Below are 21,093 nucleotides of genomic sequence, written 5' to 3'. Positions count from 1 at the left end.
TCGCAGGCCCTTTCTTCCGCGCGGTCCGTTTCCCCTGCGGGATCAGGCCTGCGCGGCGGACGCCTGCGCGTCCCTGAGTTGTGCCGCGAGCTCCCGGACCTTCGCCCGGTCGAGCCCCGTTTCGGCAAGCCGCTCGCGGAGCAGTTCCATCGCTGCCGTCCCCGCGTCGTCCGCCGTGAGGTCGAGCTCCTCGAGCACGAACCGCACCGCTTCCTCGATGGATCCGAACGAGGTGTCCTCCTCGAACGGTCTCCGCTCCTGTGCCTCCGTCTTTCTGCCACGCATCTGCACCACCGTGAGTTGCTGGCCCTCACCTAGAACCGGTTGCGGGAACGCCGCCGAGCGCAGCGACTCCACCGCTTTCCTGAGCCGCTCCACCGCCTGCGGGGCGGGAGCGGCGAGGCCCCTGCCGCCGCCGAACGCCTCGAACTCGAACGGCGGGCAGGCATGGGATTTCTTCGTCTGCGGATCCTCGGCGAACAGTTCGCCGGCGAGCGAGTGGAACACCTTGACCTTCCGGCCGGTGAACTCCACGGGTGCCCGGTAGACGACGCCGCCGAACCGGATGGTGCCGTCGCGGCCCACCTGGCGGGTCTCCGTCTCCCAGGCGTTCAGCCAGGCATCCGGGCCCGGCACCGTGAGGCTCCGGGCCGACCGCTGCCAGAGGGCGAACCGGGTGTGATCCGCCTGCGACCGGTGGGCCCTGGCGTTCCGCTCCGCGCAGAAGGCGAGGAGCAGCCGGTTCACCTCGTCCAGCCGGTAGGTCTTCCCCGGCTGGAGCCAGAAGCGCCCCTCGAAGGCGGTCTTGATGTCGCGGAACCGCCGCTCCACCTTCCCTTTCGCCTGCGCGTTGCCGGCCGCCGTCGTGATGACCCGCACCGGTTTCCCGTCGGGGTGAATGAGCGCCCCGAGGCAGCTGCGGAACAGCTCGCTCTTGTGGGCCGGGCCCTGGTCCACGTAGAGGAAACGCGGCATGCCGAACGGCACCGACTGGTGCCCGTGCCGTCCGGTCCAGGAATCGAGCAGCGTGGACAGGATCACCGCCGTCTCCTCGCCGGGGGAGACGAAGTAGGCGCTGAACGCCGCGCCGGAGTGGTCGTCCACCCAGGCGAGTATCCACACGCGGCGCGGGTCTACCGGCTCCGCTCCGTCTTTTGCGGCGTTGTAGCGCTCGAGGGCGCTGCCCCGCACCCGGACGAGCGGCACGCCGTCGTCCGCGAAACCGGCGAAGGCGAAGCAGGACGAGCCCGAGTAGTCGAGCTGGTGCACGTCGTTGGCACGGCCAGCCTGGAACCGGCGGACCGGCTCCGGAGCCCGGTAGCCGAGTGACCGGGCGAGCTGGGCGAGGCGCTGGTCCGAGAGGTCCGACGCGAGGAATCCGGAGGCCCTCGCGGTGTCGATCGCCACCGTCATGGGGAGTCTCCGGCCCCCGCCCGGTGCGAGCGGCGAGCGGCTCCGGTCCCGCGCGATGTGCTGGATGGCCGCCACCGCTTCGATCTCGGCGGCGGTCGCCCGGCTCGTGCCGCTGTCGGCGCGGGTCTTGCGCCGCGCCGTCCGGGATGGGTCTTGCGCCATGCGGTGTGCGGCGAGACGCCGGTGGAGCGTGCGCTCCGAGACGCCGAGAACGCGGGCATACTCCGCGACCTTCAGGTTTCGTTCTCCTCGTGGTGTCGTTTCCAGCACTTTCACCAGCTCCCCGATCAGATCCTTCTTCATCCGGTCGTCACCCCGTCCTTGTCATCGGACCACCCTAGGGCCTGCCGGTCCCCATTTGCGGGACGAACCCCAGTTCGAGCTGACGGAACACGTCTCCGAGCGGGATCTTCTTGAGCGCCGCCGCCCGCTTCAGCTCGCTCACCGCCGTGCGGATCAGCATGTTCGCGGCTGCGAGACGCTCCGCCTCGCTCTCGATCAGGAAGACACCGGCCGGAGGGGTTTTCGACGTGCCGACCGGAACCCCGTCGGCGATCAGCCCCTGGATCGCCGCCTGCACCGCCTTCCGGTCCGTCAAAAACTGGCGGGCCAGCGCGTTCAGCTTCATCGAGTTTTCGCGGCCCCGGCACCGGTTCTCGATGAACTGGCGGAGCATGGCCTTCATTTCCTCTGGTGTGTGCGTCCTGGGGTTCACCTGGTTTTCCTCCGTTTCGCCGCGATCTGCATGACACGCCTCAGCTCGTCCGTGTCGATCCGGTAGACGTGGATCCCGCTGTCGAGATGGACCGTCTGCACCGCGAAGCCCAGATGCCGGGCTCGGCCCACGATCTTCTTCGCCGCCGGCATCGACACGCCGAACTCGTCCATGATGTCGGCGAGCGTCAGCATGGAGTGGGGACCAAGCATCTCGACGAACTCCAGCGCCTGCCGGACGTTCTCGGCGAAGACCCCGGTGCTCATTTCGTCCGGTCCTTTCCGTTGGGCTCCGGTGCGGGCGGATTCAGCCGCTCCAGGATCTCCTCGCGGCCGGCCCGCTCACCCCACAGCCACCCGAGGGCGAACGAGGCCATCCCGGTGAAGATCACCAGCTGAATGCAGTGCGAAAGGTCCATCGCTTGGATGCAGTTCATGCCGTGGCCCCTCCGGAGTGGTGAACTGCGAACAGCGGGCCCGGGTCGCGATCCATGAGGATCAGTGGGAGTTCCCGCGTCGCAGCGGTCTCGATTAGAACGTTCAGTCCTTCGGGTATGTCGGACGGCCGGACCTCGACCAGCGCGGCCGTCATGCCGCAGAGCCGGAGCCTGACGACTTTCCTGGCGATGTCCTCCAGCGTGAGCAGCCTGCGCGGCCAGCAGATGAGCCGGTCGCCTTCGCGGGCGACGGCAGACCAGGCGGAGACGAAGGCGGCCTTCGCCGTTCCCGTCCCGGCAAAGAACGCCACGGCCCGGACGGACCCGGCGTCGCCGCCGAGACAGCGCAGCCGGGCGGCGGCTTCGGACGGTCCGGCGATCCTGAGCGCCTTCATCCGGCGACTCCTTCGTCGTGCCAGAGGGCATCTTCGTCGGGGGAATAGACGGACGGTTCGGGCTCCGGTTCCGGCGGCGTGCCGGAGCCGCTGTTGTCTTCGTCCGGGTCCGACCGGACAGCTTCCAGCAGCTGGTCCAGATCCGTGTAGCCGCGCACATAATCCATGGCGACGGCGGCGATGTGTATCCGCCGGAGCGCCTCGGCCGTGGGACGTTCGTTCAGCAGAGCCGCCCGTTCGAGGAGCAGTGCGTCGCGGCCGTGCCGCGCCCGGGAAATCATGCGGTCGCTCATGGCAGGTCTCCTCCGGCTGCGGCGGCGAACCGTTCAATGGCCTCGCGGGTCTGCGCGAGCGACCCCATGACGAGGGCGAACTGGGTATCGTTCGGCTTCCAGGCGGCGGGGTCGATCAGCGCTAGCCCGCGCCTGAGCTGCGCTGACCGCTGGAGCATCTCCTCGGTTTCCGCCTGCAGGTCCGGCGCGGTACGGAGCTGGCGTTCCAGTTCCCGGATGCGGCCTTCGAGGGACTCCATCCGGCCCGGCGCCGCCGCGGCCACCTTCGCCGTCACGAGGCGAAGGTGGTCCGCCATCCGGGCGACCTCGTGTTCGAGCCGCGCGGTCTCTTCCTTCTCGGAGCGAAGCTCGTCCTCGGTCTTCCGGAACATGTCGATGAGCCGGCGTTCGTGGTCATCCGCCGGTTCCGGCAGCGAATCGAGCGGCGGTGATCCCAGTTCCTCCTTCCGCCGGAAGGGGACCACCTTCTTTTCGTCCGTTGTTTCGGTCGTGCCCATGCTTGCCTCCGCTTCGCGTGAATGAGGGGTTATTTCTCCAGGTGCCTGCGGACCTTCTGGATCAGCCCGTCGTCCGCCTCGGCCTGCTCCAGCAGACCGATGATCATCCGGGCGCGTACCTGACCGATGATCTGCCATCGTTCAGCCTTGCCGCCGGCGCTCTCGATCTTCTCGACGATTCCGTGATCGGCGAAGGCCTGCAGGTGGCGGGTCGCCGCCGGGTCCATGTCGGCATTCTTTGCGTCGTCACCGTTCAGCTTGCGAAGATGGTTGCCCACGTCGCTGGTCCGGACCGGACCGCTGCGGCCGGCGAGGAAGATCAGGATGTCCACGGCGCGGATCGATGGCGGAACCTTGTCCCTGAACTCGCCCACCTTCTTCTTCGGTTCCTTGCCCCTGACCGGAATCCGGAGCGCCTTGCACACTTCACTGATCTTGCCCTTCACTTCGGAAACGGACGCGCCCACGAGATCCACGACTTCCGTGTCGGACACCTTGAGCAGGGCTTCCGGCCGGTCCTCGCCCGTTTCGGTGACGACGCGGGCGGCGATGCGTTCCTTCGTTGCGCCCGGCCCGAGCTTCGCCACCTCGATCAGTTTCTTGTGGGTGAGTGTCTCGATGGCGCCGCCGATTACGTCCGGGTGGATGCCGCGGGCGATTTGGTGGCTCTCTTCCATCGTGCGGAGCGACTTCTTCAGCGTCTTCGACAGCGACTCCAGGAACTCGCGCATGGTCCGGTGGCCGAAGGCGGCGTAGAGCTTCTCCCGCTCTATACGCTGGAGGGCCAGCACGATCCGGTTCGAACTTGACGCGATGGCGTGGATTTCCTGGAGCGCCCGGTCACGGAGCGGAGCCGTGACCGTGACGGTCTCCGTGTGGTCGCGCTCCTCGTCGGTGACGACCTCGACCTTTTCCCCGACGGGCGTCATCAGGGCGAGCAGATCGATGCCCTCGACGAAGCGGTGCTCAGGCAGCGGGCGTGTGGACGAGATTTCAGCTTGCATGGGGTCTCCTATTTCAGCGAGTTCATCTGCTGCTTCAGCAGCTCGATGGTTTTCTGGATACGGGCCTTCTTCAGAAGACGGGTTTCCTCGAACGGCACGAACGCGCCGCCGCAGAGCCGGCAGAGTTCCTCGATGAGGCCGGTGTCCTGGGTCGCGTGGACGAACGCCGGGACCAGGTGCGCGGGCATCTGGTTCTGGTCCTTGGACTCGGCGGTCCAGGCGTCGAGAATTGTTTTGGTGATGTCCCGGCCGGTGAACTTTCCGATTCCCGCCGCCACGTCGTAACGGCTGAACGGCTTCATGGCGTCCGTGAGAATGCGCTTGAGACCGGGCCCGCAGTCGAGCTGGCCTTCGCCGGGCCGCGTGACGGGCGCGAGTGGAACGCCGGTGAAAAGGGGCAGGCCTTCGAGTTCACTGGCGGCTTCACCGGTTCCCGAAGCCGCAGACAGGGGGGTGTCTAATCTTCGCTGCGGCATCGCTATTGCGCGCCTCCAGAAATTTGCGGTAATGTGGTTTCGGTGGCGAAAGGCCAGATGGATTCAACGGGTTCGCCGAGGATTTCGGCGATGCGAGTCTGGATACGGAGGTTTGACTTTCGGCCGTAGATGACGTGGTTGATGAAACCCTGCGTGCAATCGAACTCCTTGGCTAGGTCCACTTGGGTGTGTCCGGCTTTGCGGAGGCGATGGGCGACTTCGAACGGTTCCATATTATGGTATGAGTAATACCTGATTATGGTATTAAGTCAAGATATTTTACCAATGTTTGGTAAACAGTTGAAATCACTAAGGGATGCACTCGACTTGACTCAGGCCGACCTGAGCCAGGTCCTAGGGGTGTCGCAAAAGACCGTCTCGGCTTGGGAAAACGACGTCAGCGAAGCCCCAAAGACACTCGTTTCAACCGCGCTCGCGATTCGCGGGGTGAACCTGAAATGGCTGGAGACCGGCGAGGGGCCGATGCTTCGCAAGCCCGCCGAACTGGTGAAGGCGGCATTCCGAGAAGAGCTGTCGGACGATACTGCCGCCCTGCAGGATTCCGCTGTCCGGCCCATGAAGAAGGCCGGGCTGGCCGAAATGGCATCCGCCTATGAAGTCCAGTTCGCCCGCGACTTCGCCCGCATCCCGCTGCTCAATGTCCGGGCGAGCGCCGGCCCGGGAAACGATGTGGGCGAGGAGCGCGAGATCGTGAAAATGGCGTTCCGCACCGAGTGGCTCCGGCGCGAACTCCGGACTTCGAATCCGGAAGAGGATTTCCGTCTGATCTCTGCCGAAGGGGATTCGATGGAGCCGGCGATCCTGGGCGGCGACATCCTGCTCGTGGATCTCCGGCAGAAGACGGTCGGTTCCGGCGGCGTCTACGTCATCCGCCAAGGCGACGCGCTGTCCGTAAAGCGGCTGCAGCGGACGCCGTCCGGGAAGATCCGGATTATCAGCGACAATCCCCGGTACGAATCGTTCGAGGTGGACGAGAACGACGGGCGGGGGTTTGAACTGAAAGGCCGGGTCGTCTGGCTCGGCCGGAAGATTTGACGCACTGCGCCCGCGCCGGGGCGCGTGAAACGTGGGAGGGGTGACAATGACACCGGAAGAAGAGCAGCGGATCAGGGACGAGGAGCGGGTCCGGATCGAGGAGCAGAAGGCGGCGAAGCAGGCCGAGCTTGAAGCGCAGGGTCGAAAGCTCGGCAAGGGGTGCCTCGGCATCATCGTGCTTGGGGTCCTGATCGGCGTGGTGCTCGCGATGTGCGGGCCGGAGGCGCCCGGCGGGCTCACCCGCGAACAGGCGACGGAAAATATCCTCGCCTCGAAACAGGGGACGGAGACCTTCCGGGAAATCCTGGACGTTTACGCCGTCACGAGCGGGTGGAGGGAGATTGACCGGAACACGGTTCCCGGCGTCAGTGTGACCGGCTCGAAACCAGTCTGGATACACTTCGTGAAAGTCGAGCACAACGGAACCGAGTCGGTGTTCTGGTGGGATTACGATCCGGCCGAGAAGACGGTAAGGGGCCGCGATGAGCTGTCGTCCGCCATCGTCAGACTCGCGCACGCGAAGTGAGCTCACCGCGCTCTTCGCGGCGCTCCTGCTCCTCGCGGGGTGCATCGCGCCGGTCAGTGAGACCGCGCCACTGGATTGCCGTTGCGACGCGCCAGTATCGGCGGGCTCGAAGTCCTTTGCGGCGCGAGTAGTCAAGGTCAAGGACGGAGACACGCTCGATGTGGAGCCGGCGTGCCTGCCGCCCGGCGCCATCCTCGTGACGGTTCGGCTCGGCGGAGTGGATGCTCCGGAGACGCCGAAGCGGGGCCGGGACGGCCAGCCCGGCGGCGAGGAGGCGTGGAGATTCCTGGAGTCGCTGGTGTCGTCGGGCACCGTGATCGTCGAGCCCCGGCAGCGCGACCGCTACCAGCGAACCGTCGGGCGCGTCACCACCGACGACGGCCGTGACGTGGAGATTGAGATGGTGCGCTCCGGGTGGGCCTGGTGGTACCGGCAGTACGCGGGAGACGACCGGGCGCTCGAGGAGGCGGAGGCCGCTGCGAAAGCGGACCGCCTCGGGATATGGCACGAGGACGGCCCTGAACCGCCGTGGGAGTTCCGGCGGGCACAGAAATCCGGCGAATAGACCTTTGACGCACTGCGCCCGCAGAGTTCTGTGTGAAACCCGGAGGCTAGTGGGGGTTCGGGCGGACCAATTAGGACGAGTAAGTTTAGAGGGGTTCTCGCCTGTGTGCGGCGAAAAGCTCTTCATAGGTCCAGCGAGCGGGAGAGTTCATCGCGGAACTGGTTGGGCTTCTGGGATACCACTAGACATGGACACGTATGATGGTTATTGTAAAAACGGTGGTGAGCCATATGACGACTACATCTGAAAAAGTCTTACAGGAAACTCTGCAATTCAGGAAGGCGCTTCCAGAACTCCTGAAAACGCATCCCGGCAAATGGGTGGTTTTTCTCGGCGGTTCGGTAAAGAGCTTCCACGATGACGAGCGCAGCGCCTACGAATCCGCCTTAAAAGAATTTGGGGCTGAGGCTGGCTATGTTATCGGCCCCGTTGTGGAACAAGCCGCGACACCTGTCACCACAGCAGTAATGTTCGGCCTTTCTTACGCGTGAAGCATCGTTGCCAGAGCGCCAATGCTGATTCACTGGTCCTTCAGGGGCCTCTCGTAGAAGTTACTCTTACTCGACCCCTTCAAGCAGGGGAGGCTTCGGCCCAGGCCGGAGGCGTTAAAGTGCGCCTTATGGTCGATACTGGGGCACAAAAAACGGTTATCGACAGAGGGATTGCAGAGTCTTTGGGGATTGTGCCTATCCGATTTGAAGAAATGACGGGGGTCTCCCATGTCCCGGAAAACTGCCCAGTCTATTTGCTGAGTATCACATTGGTGGTCGGGGACGGTACCAAAAAAAGAGGAATTACTTTTACATCCGAGATGATTGGGATGGCCACACCGCCAAATCCACGCCCATTTAATGGCCTTTTAGGGAGAGATTTTTTCCGATTTGTCCGTTTGATCTATGATGGCAGTGGCGCATATTGCGACATTATCCCGGTAATCCCAGAACCCCCATCTAAGCGGTCGGTTAACACAGGTGGCCACAAACCAGATCGCAGAGATAGACGAAAGGCTGAGCGGGAAGCTCGGCGCAAAAATCGCCGTTAATCCTCAAACTGACCCACTACCGGGAGAGTTCATTGGACTCGATCAGGCAGTTGCGGGGAGGCAACGCCCGCAAACTCCACCACTAGAACGTCCCCGGCTCAACCCCTAGTCCCGCAAACCGGAACCGCCCGTCCGTAACCTCGCGGCATGGCCGGTGCCGCGCCCAAGTTCACGATTGCGTTCAAGGTCCCGGAGCTGGAGGACCAGCTCTTCCGGGCCGACGTGCGGCTGCAGCCTGTCATTCGCGCCGCCGCCGAATACTTAAGCGAGCGCGGCAAGACCCTCACGATCACCTGCGTTTTCCGTGACGCGGAGACTCAGGCGCGATACCGCGCCGAGGCGATCCGCCTCGGGCGGCAGGAACCCGTGAAGTCGCCGCACGAGGACGGCCGGGCCGTGGACATCCGCACACGTGACCTGGACGCCGCCACCATCAAAAGCCTCGTCACGAAGCTGAACCGCGAGTTCCCGTACGCGCCGTTCGGCTCCCCCGCCGCCCGCTACCCCACCGCGCTTTATCACGATGTCGGCCAGGGCGCCCACATCCACATCCAGGTCCGACCGCCGTTCCGGCCGCCGGAACGGCATTAACCACGAAGGAGAACCCCGTGCTGAAACTGCTGACTCTCGGATCCGGATACCGGACCTACCTCGTGGCCCTGCTGGTTTTACTCCAGGCAGTGACGAAGCTGCTCATGGGAGACCACGCCGGGGCCCTCGACATCTTCACCTCCGCCGAAATGACCCAGGCCCTCGAAGGCATCGGCATCGCTACCTTCCGGGCCGCGCTGCCCGGCAACCTCGCGCCGCTCCTGGACCAGATGAAGCGGAACGTCCGGATCCGCTCGGTGGCGCTGGTGTTCGCGCTCGGACTCGGGCTCACGCCCGCTGCCTGCGCCAGCCGTTACGATGGGCCCTGCCTGAAATCCTGCGGCGAGGACTGCCTTCGCACCTGCGAGGACCGCTGCCGCATCCGGCCGGAATCCCCAGTCCTGGAGCCCGGAACAGTCGGGGACGGGCCAGCCATCGTCCGGACCGGCTCCAGGTGTTCCTGAACGCCCTGAACGGGCTTCTTCGCCGGATTGCGCGGCGGCTCCGGAGGGCGGATGAGTTACCAGAACGGGCCCAAATACCTGGAGTCCGGAGCGAAGGCCCGCACCTTCTATGTGGACGATGGGAAACCGCTCTCCGAAATCGCGGACCTCACCGGCGTTTCGGAGGTCACGCTCCGGAAGTGGCGTGACGCCGAAAAGTGGGACGACCTCCGGAAGACCCGCATCGCCTCCAGCGTCAACGTGTCCGAAAAAATCCAGGCGACCCTCGCCGTGCTGGTCACGGAAATGGAGCGGGACGCCTCGGCCGGTGACACCGGCGAGCGGCTCATGACGCTGATCGACCGGATCGCAAAGCTGAACGGAGTTCTCCAGCGCGTGGACCGGAGCGTCGATTTTCTCGGCATCTCCAGGGAAGTCCTCGACACGGTGCTCGGTGTGCTGGCGAAACATGACACGGACCTCGCCCGCCGGTTCGACCAGCACCTCGACCGCATCAACCGCGAGCTGATCGACCGGTACAAGGAGATCCGTTCTCGGTGAGCCACCAGCTGAAGATCAGTGACTACCTCCGGGCGATGGAGGAGATCCGCGCGAAGCGGCTCCAGTCGGTTCTGCCGTTCGAGGATGTGTCGCCGGAGGCATGCCGCCTCCGCCGCGAACGGGCGGCCAAAGACCCGGGCTGGTTCCTCCGCACCTATCTGCCTCACTGGTTCGAGACGGAGCTGTCGGAGTTTCACCGAGCGCTGATCGGCGTGTCGCTGCTCCGGGATAAACCGTCCGCGACCGTCGGCCCCCGCGGCTTCGGAAAATCCACGGTCACGTCGTTCGGCATGCCGATCTGGAAAATGCTGTGCGCCGGCTACCGGTTCGGCTTCGTCCAGTCGATCACCGAAGACCTCGCCTCGAACTTCGTGACGGCCGTGCGCGACGAGTTCGAGGCGAACGAGCGCCTCCTGTGCGACTACGGCCCCCAGTGGACCGAAGGCGCCTGGACGCAGACCGACTTCACGATCCGCAGCGGCGCCCGGCTGATGGCGCTGGGACTCAGCCAGCCGATTCGCGGCCTCGTCACCAGAGGCCAGCGTCCCGACTTCGGCGTGTTCGACGACCTTGAAGACGAGGAACTGGCGCGGAACCCGGACCGGGTGAACGCGCTGCTCACCGACATGATGGCGAAGGTCATTCCGGCCCTGTCGCCGAAGGGCTGGACGCTCACCTGGGTGGGCACGCTGGTGTCCAAGACCGCCGCGCTCTCGCGGCTGGTAAAAGGCGACTCGGAATTCTCGCACGCCTGGGAATGCCGGATCTGGCGTTCGCGGGACGAACGGGGCGAATCGATCGCACCGCTCATCAAGAGCACCGCGTTCCTGGACGCCGAACTGGCCCGGCTCGGTTCGCGTCTCTACGCGCAGGAGTACGACGGGGAGCCGAACGAGGACGGCATGATGTTCCGGCCGTCGTGGGAGACCTCCTATCCCGACGCGCTGATCGGCCGCTGGGACGGTTTCCGCCTCGCCGCCCACTCGGACCCGGCTGCCGGTCAGGGGCGATCAAACGACTTCAAGGTGATCGTCGTGGACGCGCTGAAGGACGGCCGCCATCACATCGCCGAGGTCCGCATCCGGAAAGATTCCCCGGAGGAATACGTCCGGGCGCACTACGACATCTACGAGCGGTTCGGCCGGAAGATCGGCGTCTGGCGGTTCGAGTCGAACGGTTTCGCCTCTCTCTATAAGGAGCCGTTCCGGTACGAGGCGCAGCGCCGTGGCTACTCGCTCCCCTTCACGATGTGGACCGCCCGCGAGGCGAAGGAGACCCGGATCGGACGCGCCGCCCCGGTGATGGAACGGGGCGAGCTGCTCACGAACCGGAACGTGGGCGATACCCGCATCCTGCTCGACCAGCTGTTCGCCTATCCGCGCACCTCGGTGAAGGACGACGGTCCGGACGCCATGGCGGGGGCGATGGACGGCCACCGGACGGCGGCCGGCCGGATCAAGGCGTTTGCGCGGCGGCGGTGAACACCGTCGGCACGGAGGAACCATGGGACTGAGAGAATCTTTTCTGAGGATATTCGCCGCCGGCGGCGAGAAGCTGAAGCCCGAGCCGGGCGCACTCGGGTCGGACCGCTCCGATCCCGCCAGCACCGACGCCTGGCTCGCGGTGAAGCGGAATCCCGACGAGGTGCTCCGGGACGAAGGCCGGACGCTCCAGCACTACCGGGAGCTGATGGTCAAGGATCCGAAGGTCCGCGCCGCCATCCGTGAGCGCCGGGTCTCTGCCCGCCGGCGGCCCTGGGAGATCGTCCCCGCGGGAGACACACCCGCCGACCTGGAGGCCCGCGAGGCCGTCGAGGCCATGCTCCTGCTGCTCCCCATGGAACGGATCAACAACCACCTGCTGGCCGGGATCGGCACCGGCGTCGCCGTGGCCGAGATCGTCTGGGAGACACGGGACATCCTCGGCCGGACGCTGATCGTGCCCGCAAAGATTCTCGGCCGCCCCGCGCGCCGGTTCGTGTTCGATCACGAGAACCATCTCCGGATGCTCACCCGCGAGCAGCCTCAGAACGGCGTCGAGCTGCCGGAACGGAAGTTCCTCGTCTTCACACACGAGCCCGAAGACGACAACCCCTACGGCCAGGGCGAGGCGAAGTTTGTGTACTGGTACTCATGGTTCAAGAGGCAGGTGATCGATTCGTGGGTGCGGATGTCGAAGAAGTTCGGCTCCCCGACCAGCATCGCCACCTACCCGGATACCTATACGGACGAGCAGATCGACGACCTCGAAGCGGTGATCGCGGAGATCGAGGAGATGTCCGGCGTCACGATCCCCGGCGACGTGAAGGTGACGCTTCTGGAGAGCGAGCTGGCGAAGGCTGGAAACCTGTCATTCATCCCGCTGATCCAGCTGCTGGACGACGGGATCACGCAGGCGATCATCGGACAGACGCTGTCGTCAGGCGAAGGCCGGAACGGCACCCAGGCGCTCGGTGCGGTTCACCTTCGGACCAAGGAGGAGCTGACCGCCTGCGACTGCGAGGAACTGATGGAGGTCTTCAACGGCCAGCTCATCCCGTGGATCTGCGGGTTCAATTTCAACGTGGACCGTTTCCCGCGCTTCGTCATCAACTACGACGCGAAGGCGGACCAGAAGAGCCTCGCCGAGCGGGACCGCCTGCTTCAGCAAATGGGCGTGGAGATTCCGGAAAGCTACGTCCGGGAGACCTACGGCATCCCGGCGCCGAAGGACGGCGAACCGGTGCTTCAAGCGGCGGCCCCGCCAGCCGCGCCGGGATCGCCCCTGCCGGAAGAAGGCGGCGGCCCGCCGGACAATCCGCCCGCGACCCCATCAGATGGACCCGCCCGTGAGTTCGCACGAAAGCTGACGCTGACGGAGCGGCTCGACCTGATCGAGTTTTCCCGCGAGCGGCACGACCGGATCGACGAACTCTCGGAACGGGCGCTCCGCACGTTCGGCGACCCGATGCGCGAACTGAGGGATGCCTTCGACGCGGCGGTGCAGTCGGCCGGGGCGCTACCGTCGCTCGCCTCCTGGCGGATGGCTCCGCCGCTTCCGCTCGTGGACATCATGGAGCGGCTTGTTCTTGCCGGACGCCTTGAGGGCCGCGTCTCCGTGGTGGACGAAGCCCGCCGGTCCGGCTGGACGCCGGACGGCCGGTTCCGCCTCGCACCGGTGGAGGCGCTCGACTTCATCGCCATCAACATCCTGAACCTCGTGCCCACCGAGGCGCTGAAGCTGTTCGCATCGAAGCTGCCGATGACGCAGGAGGCGCTGAAGGCGGTGGCGGACGCCGCCCGCCGGAAGGCGTTCTCCATCGCGGGCGACGTGACGGAGCAGTTCGTCTCGGACGTCCAGAAGGCGCGCGCCGAGGCGTTCGAGCAGGGGAAGACCCTGAAGGAGTTCACGGACTCAGTGAGGCAGATCTACCAGGACCACGGTTACACGCCGGCGTCGAACCACTACCTCGAGACCGTTTTCAGGAACACCGCCGCCGAGGCCTACAACGGCGCCCGCTGGCAGCAGATGAACGACCCGGACCTCGGCGACTTCTACTGGGGGTACGAATACCTGACGGTCGGCGACGACCGCACGCGGCCGGCGCACGCGGCGCTGGCCGGGTTCGTCGCGCCGAAGGCCGATCCCGTGTGGCGTACGATCTGGCCGCCCAACGGCCACCGCTGCCGGTGCGCCACGCGCGGTGTGACGAAAGCCGACGCCCGCCGTCGCGGCCTCACCGGACCCTCGCCGTTCCCCGCCGGATTCACCCCCGATCCCGGCTGGGACCACAACCCCGGAGCCACCGAATAACGAGGAGACGCCCATGCCCGAAAAATCCGCCAACGAAAGCTCGCTCGGAGACCAGTGGATCGAGATCCTGAAGACCGGGACGTTCGTGGACGCCCACGGAACGAAGGTCACGTTCACGGAAGCGGACCTGAAGACCATCGCCGAGCGTCACGGCCCGGAATGGTACGAAGCGCCCATCGTGCTGGGGCACCCCAAGGACAATCACCCTGCTTATGGCTGGGTGGACCGGCTCAAGGTATCGGGCGGACGGCTGCTGGCGAAGTTCCGCGATGTCGATTCGCGGTTCGCCCGGTGGTTCCGCGAAGGGAAGTTCCGGAAGAAGTCGGTGCGGGTACTGAAGGACGCGAAGGGCTGGTTCCTCGCGCACGTCGGCTACCTCGGTGCGGTGCTCCCCGCCGTTCCCGGCATGGCGGACGGCGACCCGGAGTTCGCGGTCCCGCAAACCGGAACCGGCGCTTCCTACGATGGTCCAAGCGGCACGGCCTTCGACTTCGAGTTCGGGGGCGATAGCGCCGAAGACCAGATGCAGGAGCCCGAGATGACGGAAGCCGAAAAGCAGAAACTGATCCAGGACGCGACGGCAGCTGCCTCTGCCGAGTTCGCGAAGACGCTGAAGGCCAAGGATGACGAGCTGGCCGATCTCCGCAGGAAGGAGAAGGAAACCGCCGACCGTCTGGCGAAGGAAGCCGAGGTCCGCGCCCGCGCCGACGCAAAGGATTTCTCCGAATCTCTCGTCAGGGAGGGGAAGATCCTTCCGAAGTTCTCCCCGCTTCTGACTGAGCTGCTCGCCGGTCTCGCCGACACCGACACCGTCGAGCTGGCAAAGGGCGACGGCGCGAAGGAAACCCTCCCGCGCCGCAGCGCCTTCAAGTCGTTCCTCCGCGATGTGCTCGGGCAGGGGAAAAAGCCCAATGCCGACCTGTCGAAAGAGGTCGCCACGAAGGATTCCGATCCGGGCGACAAGGCCGGCAAGGGCAAGGACGGTGCCGACCTGTCGACGGAGCAGAAGCTCCACAAGGCGGTCTCGAAGATCCGCAAGGAAGACCCGAAGATTTCATACGGCGACGCCCTGTCCCTGGCCATGAGCCAGCTGCAGGCGGCCGAAACCGAAGAAGACAACAGCGAGGACTGATCCGATGGTAATGGACGCAACCCACCAGCCCCTTCTCCGCGAGGACATCACTGCCGCCGCCGCCCTCGAGGCCCACCGCTTCGTCGGAGCCGACGGGAACTACGCGACAGCCACGAATCCCGCGAAGGGCGTCACCGAGCGGCGCTACAACTCCGGCGACACGTTCGCCTCCATCGTCATCGGCACGGCGGTCGTGGAACTCGCCGAGGCGGTCCTCGGCGGGCAGAACCTCGGGCCTGGCGCCAGCGGCAAGGCCGTGAAGTGCGGGCCGTCCGGCACGGCAGCCATCGCACTCGCCGCCGGTTCGGCGGGTGACACGATCCCGGTGCTGCTCGTCCAGCATCGGAAGACTGTCACGATCGTACACCTGAACCTCGGAACGGTCACGGCCAACACGACCAAGAAAGGACCGTATCTGCCGGCGAATGCCGAGCTGGTCGGTGCCTATGTGGAGTCCGCCGACGGCCGTACGCAGTCGGATACCGACTATCTGGTTATCGAGCTGAAGAACGGCTCCACCGTTCTCGCGGACTTCGATACCCGTACCACTGACGGCGACGGAGCCCTCACCGCCGACGTTGCCGCCGCCATGATCATGGCGAGCCGGGCTGCCGGCGGCGGACGGCTGGACGCCGTCGTCACCAAGGGCGGAACGGTCTCAAACTCCGACTTCAAAATCACGGCGCTGATCGCGCTCTGATCCGGACGGGAAGAAACGACGAAGGAAAGGTGACGAACGATGCCTGCTGAAAAGAACCTGGACAACCTCGCCGCCGGGCTTCACCCGGTCCTGAACGAGGTCTCCCTCGGCTACCGGGCGCAGAGCCTGATCTACGGCGAAATCCTTCCGGAACTGATCGTTCCGGTCGAGACCGTGCAGATCGAGTCGTTCGGCCATGACGCCTTCGTGGTCGTGAACGACGAGCGTTCGCCCCGGAACGACCCGAAGCGGATCGTCACCAGCGACTCGAGTTTCGGCGACGTGACGCTCCGGGAACATTCGCTCGAGGAGCTGATCGACGTACGGGAAATCCGGGCGGCGAAGACCCGCCCCGGCGGCGAGGTGGACATCGAGTCGCGCAAGACGAAAGTCCTGCAGCACCGCATCGAGCTTCGCAAGGAAGTGCTGTGCGCTGGCATGGTCACGAACGCGGGCATCTACCCCGCCGACAATAAGGACACGCTGACCAGCACCGCCAAATGGTCGCACGACAGTTCCGATCCGCAGGTGGCGATCCTCGCCGCCGCCGAGGCGATCCGGCGCGGCACGGGCGGCCAGCAGCCGAACCGGCTGATGCTCCCGGTGCCGGTATTCAACCGGCTCCGGACGCACCCGAAGGTCCGCGCCGCGTTCGCCTACCAGAAGGGCAGCCTCCCGACGGCGGACGACCTCGTGACCTATTTCGGCATCCCCGGCCTCCAGATCGTTCTCGGCTCCGCCGCGACGATGACCAGGGACGGCGGCACGATCACGGATGTCTGGAGCGACTTCGTGCTGCTCTACTACCGGAACCCGGTCAACGAAAAGGAAGCGCCGACGTTCGGCTGGACCCTCCGGCTGAACGATCCGCAGTTCCAGCGGGTCCGCACTTACGACACGGCCAACGGCAAGGGCCGGGTCGTCCAGGTCAATGATTTCTACGCGCACTACGTGGCGCTGGCGAAAGCCGGCTTCCTCTGGACCGACGCGCTGTAGAGATTCGCATCCTGAAGCGGACCCGAAGTCCGCCGATGGGAAAACGGGCGAAACGGAAGGAGCCTCCGCCTTCCGTCGCCGGGGAGAGAGAGGCGCCCCCGGCCTGACGAGCCAGCCTCCCGGAAGGAAAGAGGCAGAACGTGGGTGCCTACGTTACGAGCCAGGATGTCGCCCGGTCGATCTCGGCGGACATGCTCATCCACCTGACGGTGGACGCGGTGCCGCTGCCGCTGGACGCCGCCGCCGACGGGCTGGTGATCTCGGCTGTCATCTCCGAGGCCGAAGCGCTCGTCGATTCCTATCTGGAACCGGCCATGGTTCTTCCGCTCACGGGACCGGCCCTGGTCCGCGCCCGCGAACTCGCGCTCGCCGTCGCCCGGTTCAAGCTGTTCTCGCGAAAGAACGAAGTCTCCCGCCACGAGGATGTCAGGCATGACTTCGAGCGGGCGCTGAAGGAACTCCAGCAGATCAGCGCGAAGCGGCTGCCGCTCGGCGACACGGACGCTCCACGCGTCACGTCGGCGAGGATCGTGAAGCAGACCGCCGCGACGGAAACCTACGATGGCCGCCGCCGGGAGGCGTTCACGTCATGACCGCCGTCACCGGCTTCACAGAACTGTCCACCGCGCTCCAGCGGATGGCCGCTGCCGCGGCGAACCCCACGCGGATGCTGAAGCGCTGCCGCGAGCACATCCTGAACGACGTGTCCCGGAACTTCGAAGACGAGGAAGCCCCCGGTGGGGAGAAGTGGGACCCGCTCGCGGTCGCCACGCTCCTGAACCGGACGAAGGGGAAGGGATCGGGATCGCCGAAGATTCTCCGCGACACGAGCACGCTGGCCCGGTCCTTCACCGGGCAGGTGACGGTCATGGGTTCGTCCGGCGTTCTGGAAGTCGGCACGAACGACCCGAAGGCGAAGTTCCACCAGGACGCCGGCGGGAACGGGCCGTCCCGCTCGAAAATTCCCGAGCGCCCGATGATCGGGTTCGACGATGATCTCGCCGCCCTCTGTCTCGGCGAGATCGAGGAAGAGCTGGAAAGGATCGTGTCGCTATGAACAGCGCCGAATGCCTGGCCCAGCTCGACGCCGCCATCCTCGCCGTCGCCACGGCGAAAAACTGGAAGTGCGCCCGCACACAGCTCATCGAAGATCTGCTGCAATACTCCGGCCTCTGCCATGCCGATGCGGACACATTCGGAAACTCGTTCAGCGGCCAGCCGATGGCGAAGGTCCTCCACGAGCCGGAAACGCCGGAGGGCGGCGAACCACCGGTGCCGGTGGTCCGCGAACTGCGGGAACGGTACCGGGCGGCACTGGGCTACACGGTGCGGGTGCATGTCGGGCAGCCGAAGCATTCGGTCGAATTCGCCGAGGCCCTGGCCCTTGCGCTGCCGCGCCGGTTCGCCGACGCGCAGGACTGCGAGTGCCGGGTGACCGCCGGTGACATCCGGCTGGACGAGCGGCTTGACCGCCTGGGACATCCCGGCATCGCGCTGTTCGACGTCGAGTTCGAGGGGCCCCGCTGCACGGAATCGGAAGTCCCTGTGGTGGCGTCCGTCCAGATGGAGGTCCGGGCCGGCGACGTGACGAAGACGTTCCCGCCGGTTCCCCCGGCCGAAGAGCCCGAAGGAGATCCCGATGTCGAAGACTGAAATCACCCTGCTGAAGGCCGGCGGCCGATCTTTCGCTTCCGGGGAGGGCGAGATCCGCCCCGGCACACCGGCTGCTTATGCCCGCGACCTCAATGTCAGCCCGGCGGTGTTCGCCGGCATGAAGATATTTGCCGGGTGGAAGTCCGGCGCGGGCGACCGCTCCAACAGCATCGAGGTCAGTGCGGACGAGTTCCGCAGCGTACTCGATGCGTTCTGCTCGAAGCGGGCCACCGGCGACTCGCGCCCGTTCCGGGCACTGTTTCCGGAAACCCCGGCACATCGCCCGGCACCTTCCGGGAAACGGCAGCGCCGCGACGAGCCGGACAGCAGGAATCCGGAAGACCTGAAAGGCGGTAACTGATCATGCCCTTCGGCGGAATCAACGCGACGAGGACCGCAGGTGAACTGAACCGGCTTCCGGAGGATGTCTCCGGCCGCGCGCTGCTCGCCGGAGTCACCTCGAAGGACGGCGACGCGGGCCGGGTTTTTTTCCTCGGCCGTGACGTGAATCTCCGGTCGGTGCTGGGACGCGGATCGCTCGCCGACCTCGCCATCGACCACTACGTGGAACTGAACGCCCGCAAACCGGCCATCGGCGTCAAGGCCGATCCGAGCATTCCCGGAGTGCTGGGCGCGCTGTCGATAACCGGAACCAGCGGCGGAACGGCCGCGCTCTCCGGAGACCCCGCGGAAGATTTCGAGCTCGTGGCCGTCATCACGAAGGCGGGCCAGCGCGGCACCGCGATGGTGAAAATCTCCTTCGACGGCGGCGACACGTTCCTGCCGTCGGCGCTCATCCCGTCGGACGGCGCCATTGAGATCGCGGACACCGGCGTGACGATCACCTTCACGAACCACGAGTCAGTAGACCCGAGCTTCCTCGCGGGGGACACCTGGACCGCCACGGTCAAGGGCCCGGCGGCCAGCGCCGCCGACATCGTGGAGGCGCTCGACGCCGCCATCGAGGCCAACCCCGATCTCGACTTCGAATTCGTCGCCGTGGCCGGTCCGTCGTCGGCGGCCGACTGGGCGGCCTACGAACAGTGGTCCTTCGACCGGGCTGTCTCCGGAAAGCCCTGCTTTTTCGTCTGCGAACTGGCGGGCCGGGACTACGAGGACGAAGAAGAGGACATGGACTCCTGGGTGAGCGCGTCCCGGAACGAGGCGAACAGCTTCGCCACCGACCGCGTGGCCGTCGTCGCCGGACCGGTCGAAGTGAGCCGACAGGGCCGCACCGAGCACGCCAGCCCGCTCGGCGTCTTCGGATCGCGCATCCAGGCCGTCACCGTCAACCGGCAGATGAGCCGGGTGCTCGACGGCAAGGCCGCCGCCATCGTGCGCGTCGACAAGGCGTTCACGAACACGCATGCGCTGTTCCTGCACGACGCCCGGATCAACACCGTCCGCCGCCACAATGGCCACCGGTCGTGGTACTGGAGCCATGCGCGGACGCTCGCCGAGGACGGCAGCCCCTACCAGTCGCTGCCCACGGTGCGGGCGCTCGACAAGCTGGTCCGGCTGGCGCTGTTCGCCGCGACGTTCAGTTTCGGGGACGATTCGTCTCCGCTCGAGGGTGACGGCGCCGGACTCGGGCTGCTCGTGGCCAACGTGAAGAACGCCATCGTGAACGGGATGGTGAACCGGACGCCGTCCGAGCTCGTCGCGGTCAGTGTCGAGATCGCCCCCACGACGAATCTCGCCGCCGACGGCAAGGCCATCGTCGTCGTGAAGGCGCAGCCGGTGGACCACATCGAGGACATCGAGATCCAGATCGGCGTAACGAGCCAACTGGTCACGCGATGAAGACGGCGCAAACCCGAGGAGAACCGGCATGATCAACGGACGCACCTATGACTGGGAGACGATCAAGATCCTGCTCCCGAAAAACATCGAGGTTCACTGCACGGGGATCAACTACGCGACCGAACGCGTGATGAACCACCACCATGGAAAGGACGCGGAACCCGGCATCGGACTGGGACCCCGGACCCACTCGGGAGACCTCGCGATGAACCGCGAAGGGTTCAACCAGCTGATGCTCTACGTGCGCGGCATGCTGAAGGCCTACGCGGACGAACTGCCTCCGTTCCCGGTGATCGTCCACTTCGGCAACAGCGGCGAGGTCGGATTCACGGATCTTCTCTACAACGTGCGGATCAAGAAGCACGCGCTGGAGGGCGCATCACGAGAGAGCACCAACACCACGGTGAAGCTCGACTTCCTCTGCACGAAGATCGACTGGGCGGTGCCCAGTCCCAACCCGCTCCCGGTCATCTGACCGGCGGCCCTGATCCAGTCCCACGGAGGCGATCATGAGTGAAGAAACCAGCACCGGCGAGGCCCTTAAATCCGCGCCGCCCCATGTCCTGGAGCACCACAAGCGCGACGGGCAGGTGATCCTGATCCCCGTCGATGGCGTGAACCTGTGGTTCCGCGTCCCGCAGGAGGCGGACGTCGAGAGGTTCATGGACGAGGCGGCGAAGAAGCCCAGCCTCGCCACCAAAAATCTCGCGGCGGCCCTGTGCCTCTCCCATACCGAATACGGCGAGTGCCGGAAGAAGAGTCCGGTCATGTTCCTGAAAGTGGCGGGAACCCTGCTCGACCTCACCGGCCTCAACGGGGACCTCGCCGGAAAAAAAGTCTGACCGCCGCGCGGGCCCGGCTCGAGCGGCGGCCATTCGCCCAGGGCCGCGCCCTGATCGAGGCCACGTTCGGACGGACGTTCGGAGCCGACGCAGCATCAAACCCGGACCGGTTCTGGGACCGGGTGGCCGAGGCCCTGTATGTGCAGGAGCAGGTCGCCATCA

30 protein-coding genes are annotated in these 21,093 nt (G+C 65.8%); 20 read left to right on the top strand and 10 right to left on the bottom strand.

All coding sequences use genetic code 11. The features are described 5' to 3' along the window. Window positions 1-42 precede the first annotated feature (42 nt). The 10 genes from KIT79_12750 to KIT79_12705 are packed head-to-tail and all read right to left on the bottom strand — an operon-like array spanning window position 43 to window position 5,411. Window positions 43-1,716 carry a hypothetical protein gene (locus tag KIT79_12750; protein ID MCW5830171.1) on the bottom strand — a complete coding sequence of 558 codons (1,674 nt, stop codon included), beginning with the start codon at window positions 1,714-1,716 and terminating at the stop codon, window positions 43-45. Between the two features lie 34 nt (window positions 1,717-1,750). Then, window positions 1,751-2,128: a hypothetical protein gene (locus KIT79_12745; protein MCW5830170.1), complete on the bottom strand. Its 378-nt coding sequence runs from the start codon at window positions 2,126-2,128 to the stop codon at window positions 1,751-1,753. After that, entirely contained in the window at window positions 2,125-2,394 is a 270-nt protein-coding gene (locus KIT79_12740; protein ID MCW5830169.1) for a hypothetical protein, read from the bottom strand. Before KIT79_12740 ends, KIT79_12745 begins: the two co-directional genes overlap by 4 nt. Then, window positions 2,391-2,564: a hypothetical protein gene (locus tag KIT79_12735; protein MCW5830168.1), complete on the bottom strand. Its 174-nt coding sequence runs from the start codon at window positions 2,562-2,564 to the stop codon at window positions 2,391-2,393. The genes KIT79_12740 and KIT79_12735 overlap by 4 nt, the downstream gene beginning before the upstream one ends. Further along, the gene (locus KIT79_12730; GenBank protein MCW5830167.1) at window positions 2,561-2,959 is read right to left on the bottom strand and encodes a hypothetical protein; all 399 of its coding nucleotides are present in this window, start codon (window positions 2,957-2,959) and stop codon (window positions 2,561-2,563) included. Before KIT79_12730 ends, KIT79_12735 begins: the two co-directional genes overlap by 4 nt. Beyond that, complete coding sequence (locus KIT79_12725; protein ID MCW5830166.1) at window positions 2,956-3,252, bottom strand: hypothetical protein; 297 nt, start codon at window positions 3,250-3,252, stop codon at window positions 2,956-2,958. Before KIT79_12725 ends, KIT79_12730 begins: the two co-directional genes overlap by 4 nt. Further along, entirely contained in the window at window positions 3,249-3,749 is a 501-nt protein-coding gene (locus tag KIT79_12720; protein MCW5830165.1) for a hypothetical protein, read from the bottom strand. The genes KIT79_12725 and KIT79_12720 overlap by 4 nt, the downstream gene beginning before the upstream one ends. A gap of 29 nt (window positions 3,750-3,778) precedes the next feature. Continuing rightward, a complete protein-coding gene (locus KIT79_12715) occupies window positions 3,779-4,753 on the bottom strand; it encodes a hypothetical protein (protein MCW5830164.1) in 975 nt (324 codons plus the stop codon). Between the two features lie 8 nt (window positions 4,754-4,761). Then, window positions 4,762-5,229 (bottom strand): hypothetical protein, encoded by a 468-nt coding sequence (locus KIT79_12710; GenBank protein MCW5830163.1) that lies wholly within the window; start codon window positions 5,227-5,229, stop codon window positions 4,762-4,764. Between the two features lie 2 nt (window positions 5,230-5,231). After that, window positions 5,232-5,411, bottom strand: coding sequence for a hypothetical protein (locus KIT79_12705; protein ID MCW5830162.1), 180 nt, complete (start codon window positions 5,409-5,411; stop codon window positions 5,232-5,234). 145 nt (window positions 5,412-5,556) lie between these two features. Here KIT79_12705 and KIT79_12700 point away from each other — a divergent pair, with 145 nt between their 5' ends. From KIT79_12700 to KIT79_12605, 20 genes are all read left to right on the top strand, one after another. After that, complete coding sequence (locus KIT79_12700) at window positions 5,557-6,285, top strand: LexA family transcriptional regulator (protein MCW5830161.1); 729 nt, start codon at window positions 5,557-5,559, stop codon at window positions 6,283-6,285. Between the two features lie 46 nt (window positions 6,286-6,331). Beyond that, window positions 6,332-6,811: a hypothetical protein gene (locus tag KIT79_12695; GenBank protein ID MCW5830160.1), complete on the top strand. Its 480-nt coding sequence runs from the start codon at window positions 6,332-6,334 to the stop codon at window positions 6,809-6,811. Beyond that, complete coding sequence (locus tag KIT79_12690) at window positions 6,768-7,376, top strand: thermonuclease family protein (GenBank protein ID MCW5830159.1); 609 nt, start codon at window positions 6,768-6,770, stop codon at window positions 7,374-7,376. Before KIT79_12695 ends, KIT79_12690 begins: the two co-directional genes overlap by 44 nt. A 197-nt stretch (window positions 7,377-7,573) precedes the next feature. Next, the gene (locus KIT79_12685; protein MCW5830158.1) at window positions 7,574-7,867 is read left to right on the top strand and encodes a hypothetical protein; all 294 of its coding nucleotides are present in this window, start codon (window positions 7,574-7,576) and stop codon (window positions 7,865-7,867) included. Between the two features lie 128 nt (window positions 7,868-7,995). Continuing rightward, window positions 7,996-8,418 (top strand): hypothetical protein, encoded by a 423-nt coding sequence (locus KIT79_12680; protein MCW5830157.1) that lies wholly within the window; start codon window positions 7,996-7,998, stop codon window positions 8,416-8,418. A gap of 147 nt (window positions 8,419-8,565) precedes the next feature. After that, window positions 8,566-9,009, top strand: coding sequence for a hypothetical protein (locus KIT79_12675; GenBank protein ID MCW5830156.1), 444 nt, complete (start codon window positions 8,566-8,568; stop codon window positions 9,007-9,009). A gap of 17 nt (window positions 9,010-9,026) precedes the next feature. Further along, complete coding sequence (locus KIT79_12670; GenBank protein MCW5830155.1) at window positions 9,027-9,473, top strand: hypothetical protein; 447 nt, start codon at window positions 9,027-9,029, stop codon at window positions 9,471-9,473. A 51-nt stretch (window positions 9,474-9,524) separates the two neighbouring features. After that, window positions 9,525-10,013 carry a DUF1804 family protein gene (locus KIT79_12665; GenBank protein ID MCW5830154.1) on the top strand — a complete coding sequence of 163 codons (489 nt, stop codon included), beginning with the start codon at window positions 9,525-9,527 and terminating at the stop codon, window positions 10,011-10,013. Further along, window positions 10,010-11,494 carry a hypothetical protein gene (locus KIT79_12660; protein MCW5830153.1) on the top strand — a complete coding sequence of 495 codons (1,485 nt, stop codon included), beginning with the start codon at window positions 10,010-10,012 and terminating at the stop codon, window positions 11,492-11,494. Before KIT79_12665 ends, KIT79_12660 begins: the two co-directional genes overlap by 4 nt. 22 nt (window positions 11,495-11,516) lie before the next feature. Next, the gene (locus tag KIT79_12655; GenBank protein MCW5830152.1) at window positions 11,517-13,805 is read left to right on the top strand and encodes a DUF935 family protein; all 2,289 of its coding nucleotides are present in this window, start codon (window positions 11,517-11,519) and stop codon (window positions 13,803-13,805) included. Window positions 13,806-13,818: 13 nt separating this feature from the next. Next, the gene (locus KIT79_12650; GenBank protein MCW5830151.1) at window positions 13,819-14,937 is read left to right on the top strand and encodes a hypothetical protein; all 1,119 of its coding nucleotides are present in this window, start codon (window positions 13,819-13,821) and stop codon (window positions 14,935-14,937) included. Between the two features lie 4 nt (window positions 14,938-14,941). Then, the gene (locus tag KIT79_12645) at window positions 14,942-15,637 is read left to right on the top strand and encodes a hypothetical protein (GenBank protein ID MCW5830150.1); all 696 of its coding nucleotides are present in this window, start codon (window positions 14,942-14,944) and stop codon (window positions 15,635-15,637) included. Between the two features lie 39 nt (window positions 15,638-15,676). Then, window positions 15,677-16,633, top strand: a complete 957-nt coding sequence (locus KIT79_12640; GenBank protein ID MCW5830149.1) for a major capsid protein — start codon at window positions 15,677-15,679, stop codon at window positions 16,631-16,633. Between the two features lie 140 nt (window positions 16,634-16,773). Beyond that, window positions 16,774-17,226, top strand: coding sequence for a DUF1320 family protein (locus KIT79_12635; protein ID MCW5830148.1), 453 nt, complete (start codon window positions 16,774-16,776; stop codon window positions 17,224-17,226). Next, the gene (locus KIT79_12630) at window positions 17,223-17,690 is read left to right on the top strand and encodes a phage virion morphogenesis protein (GenBank protein MCW5830147.1); all 468 of its coding nucleotides are present in this window, start codon (window positions 17,223-17,225) and stop codon (window positions 17,688-17,690) included. Before KIT79_12635 ends, KIT79_12630 begins: the two co-directional genes overlap by 4 nt. Beyond that, window positions 17,687-18,286, top strand: a complete 600-nt coding sequence (locus KIT79_12625; protein ID MCW5830146.1) for a hypothetical protein — start codon at window positions 17,687-17,689, stop codon at window positions 18,284-18,286. Before KIT79_12630 ends, KIT79_12625 begins: the two co-directional genes overlap by 4 nt. Further along, window positions 18,273-18,647 (top strand): hypothetical protein, encoded by a 375-nt coding sequence (locus KIT79_12620; GenBank protein MCW5830145.1) that lies wholly within the window; start codon window positions 18,273-18,275, stop codon window positions 18,645-18,647. The genes KIT79_12625 and KIT79_12620 overlap by 14 nt, the downstream gene beginning before the upstream one ends. Window positions 18,648-18,649: 2 nt before the next feature. After that, the gene (locus KIT79_12615) at window positions 18,650-20,089 is read left to right on the top strand and encodes a DUF2586 family protein (GenBank protein MCW5830144.1); all 1,440 of its coding nucleotides are present in this window, start codon (window positions 18,650-18,652) and stop codon (window positions 20,087-20,089) included. Between the two features lie 28 nt (window positions 20,090-20,117). Further along, window positions 20,118-20,564, top strand: coding sequence for a hypothetical protein (locus KIT79_12610; GenBank protein ID MCW5830143.1), 447 nt, complete (start codon window positions 20,118-20,120; stop codon window positions 20,562-20,564). Between the two features lie 34 nt (window positions 20,565-20,598). After that, window positions 20,599-20,931: a hypothetical protein gene (locus tag KIT79_12605; GenBank protein MCW5830142.1), complete on the top strand. Its 333-nt coding sequence runs from the start codon at window positions 20,599-20,601 to the stop codon at window positions 20,929-20,931. The last annotated feature ends 162 nt before the right edge of the window (window positions 20,932-21,093 follow it).

The organism is Deltaproteobacteria bacterium (genome assembly GCA_026129095.1).
GTDB lineage: Bacteria > JAGRBM01 > JAGRBM01 > JAGRBM01 > JAHCIT01 > JAHCIT01.
Note: the sequence above shows the minus strand (reverse complement) of the source record. Positions and strands in the feature narration are given on the sequence as shown.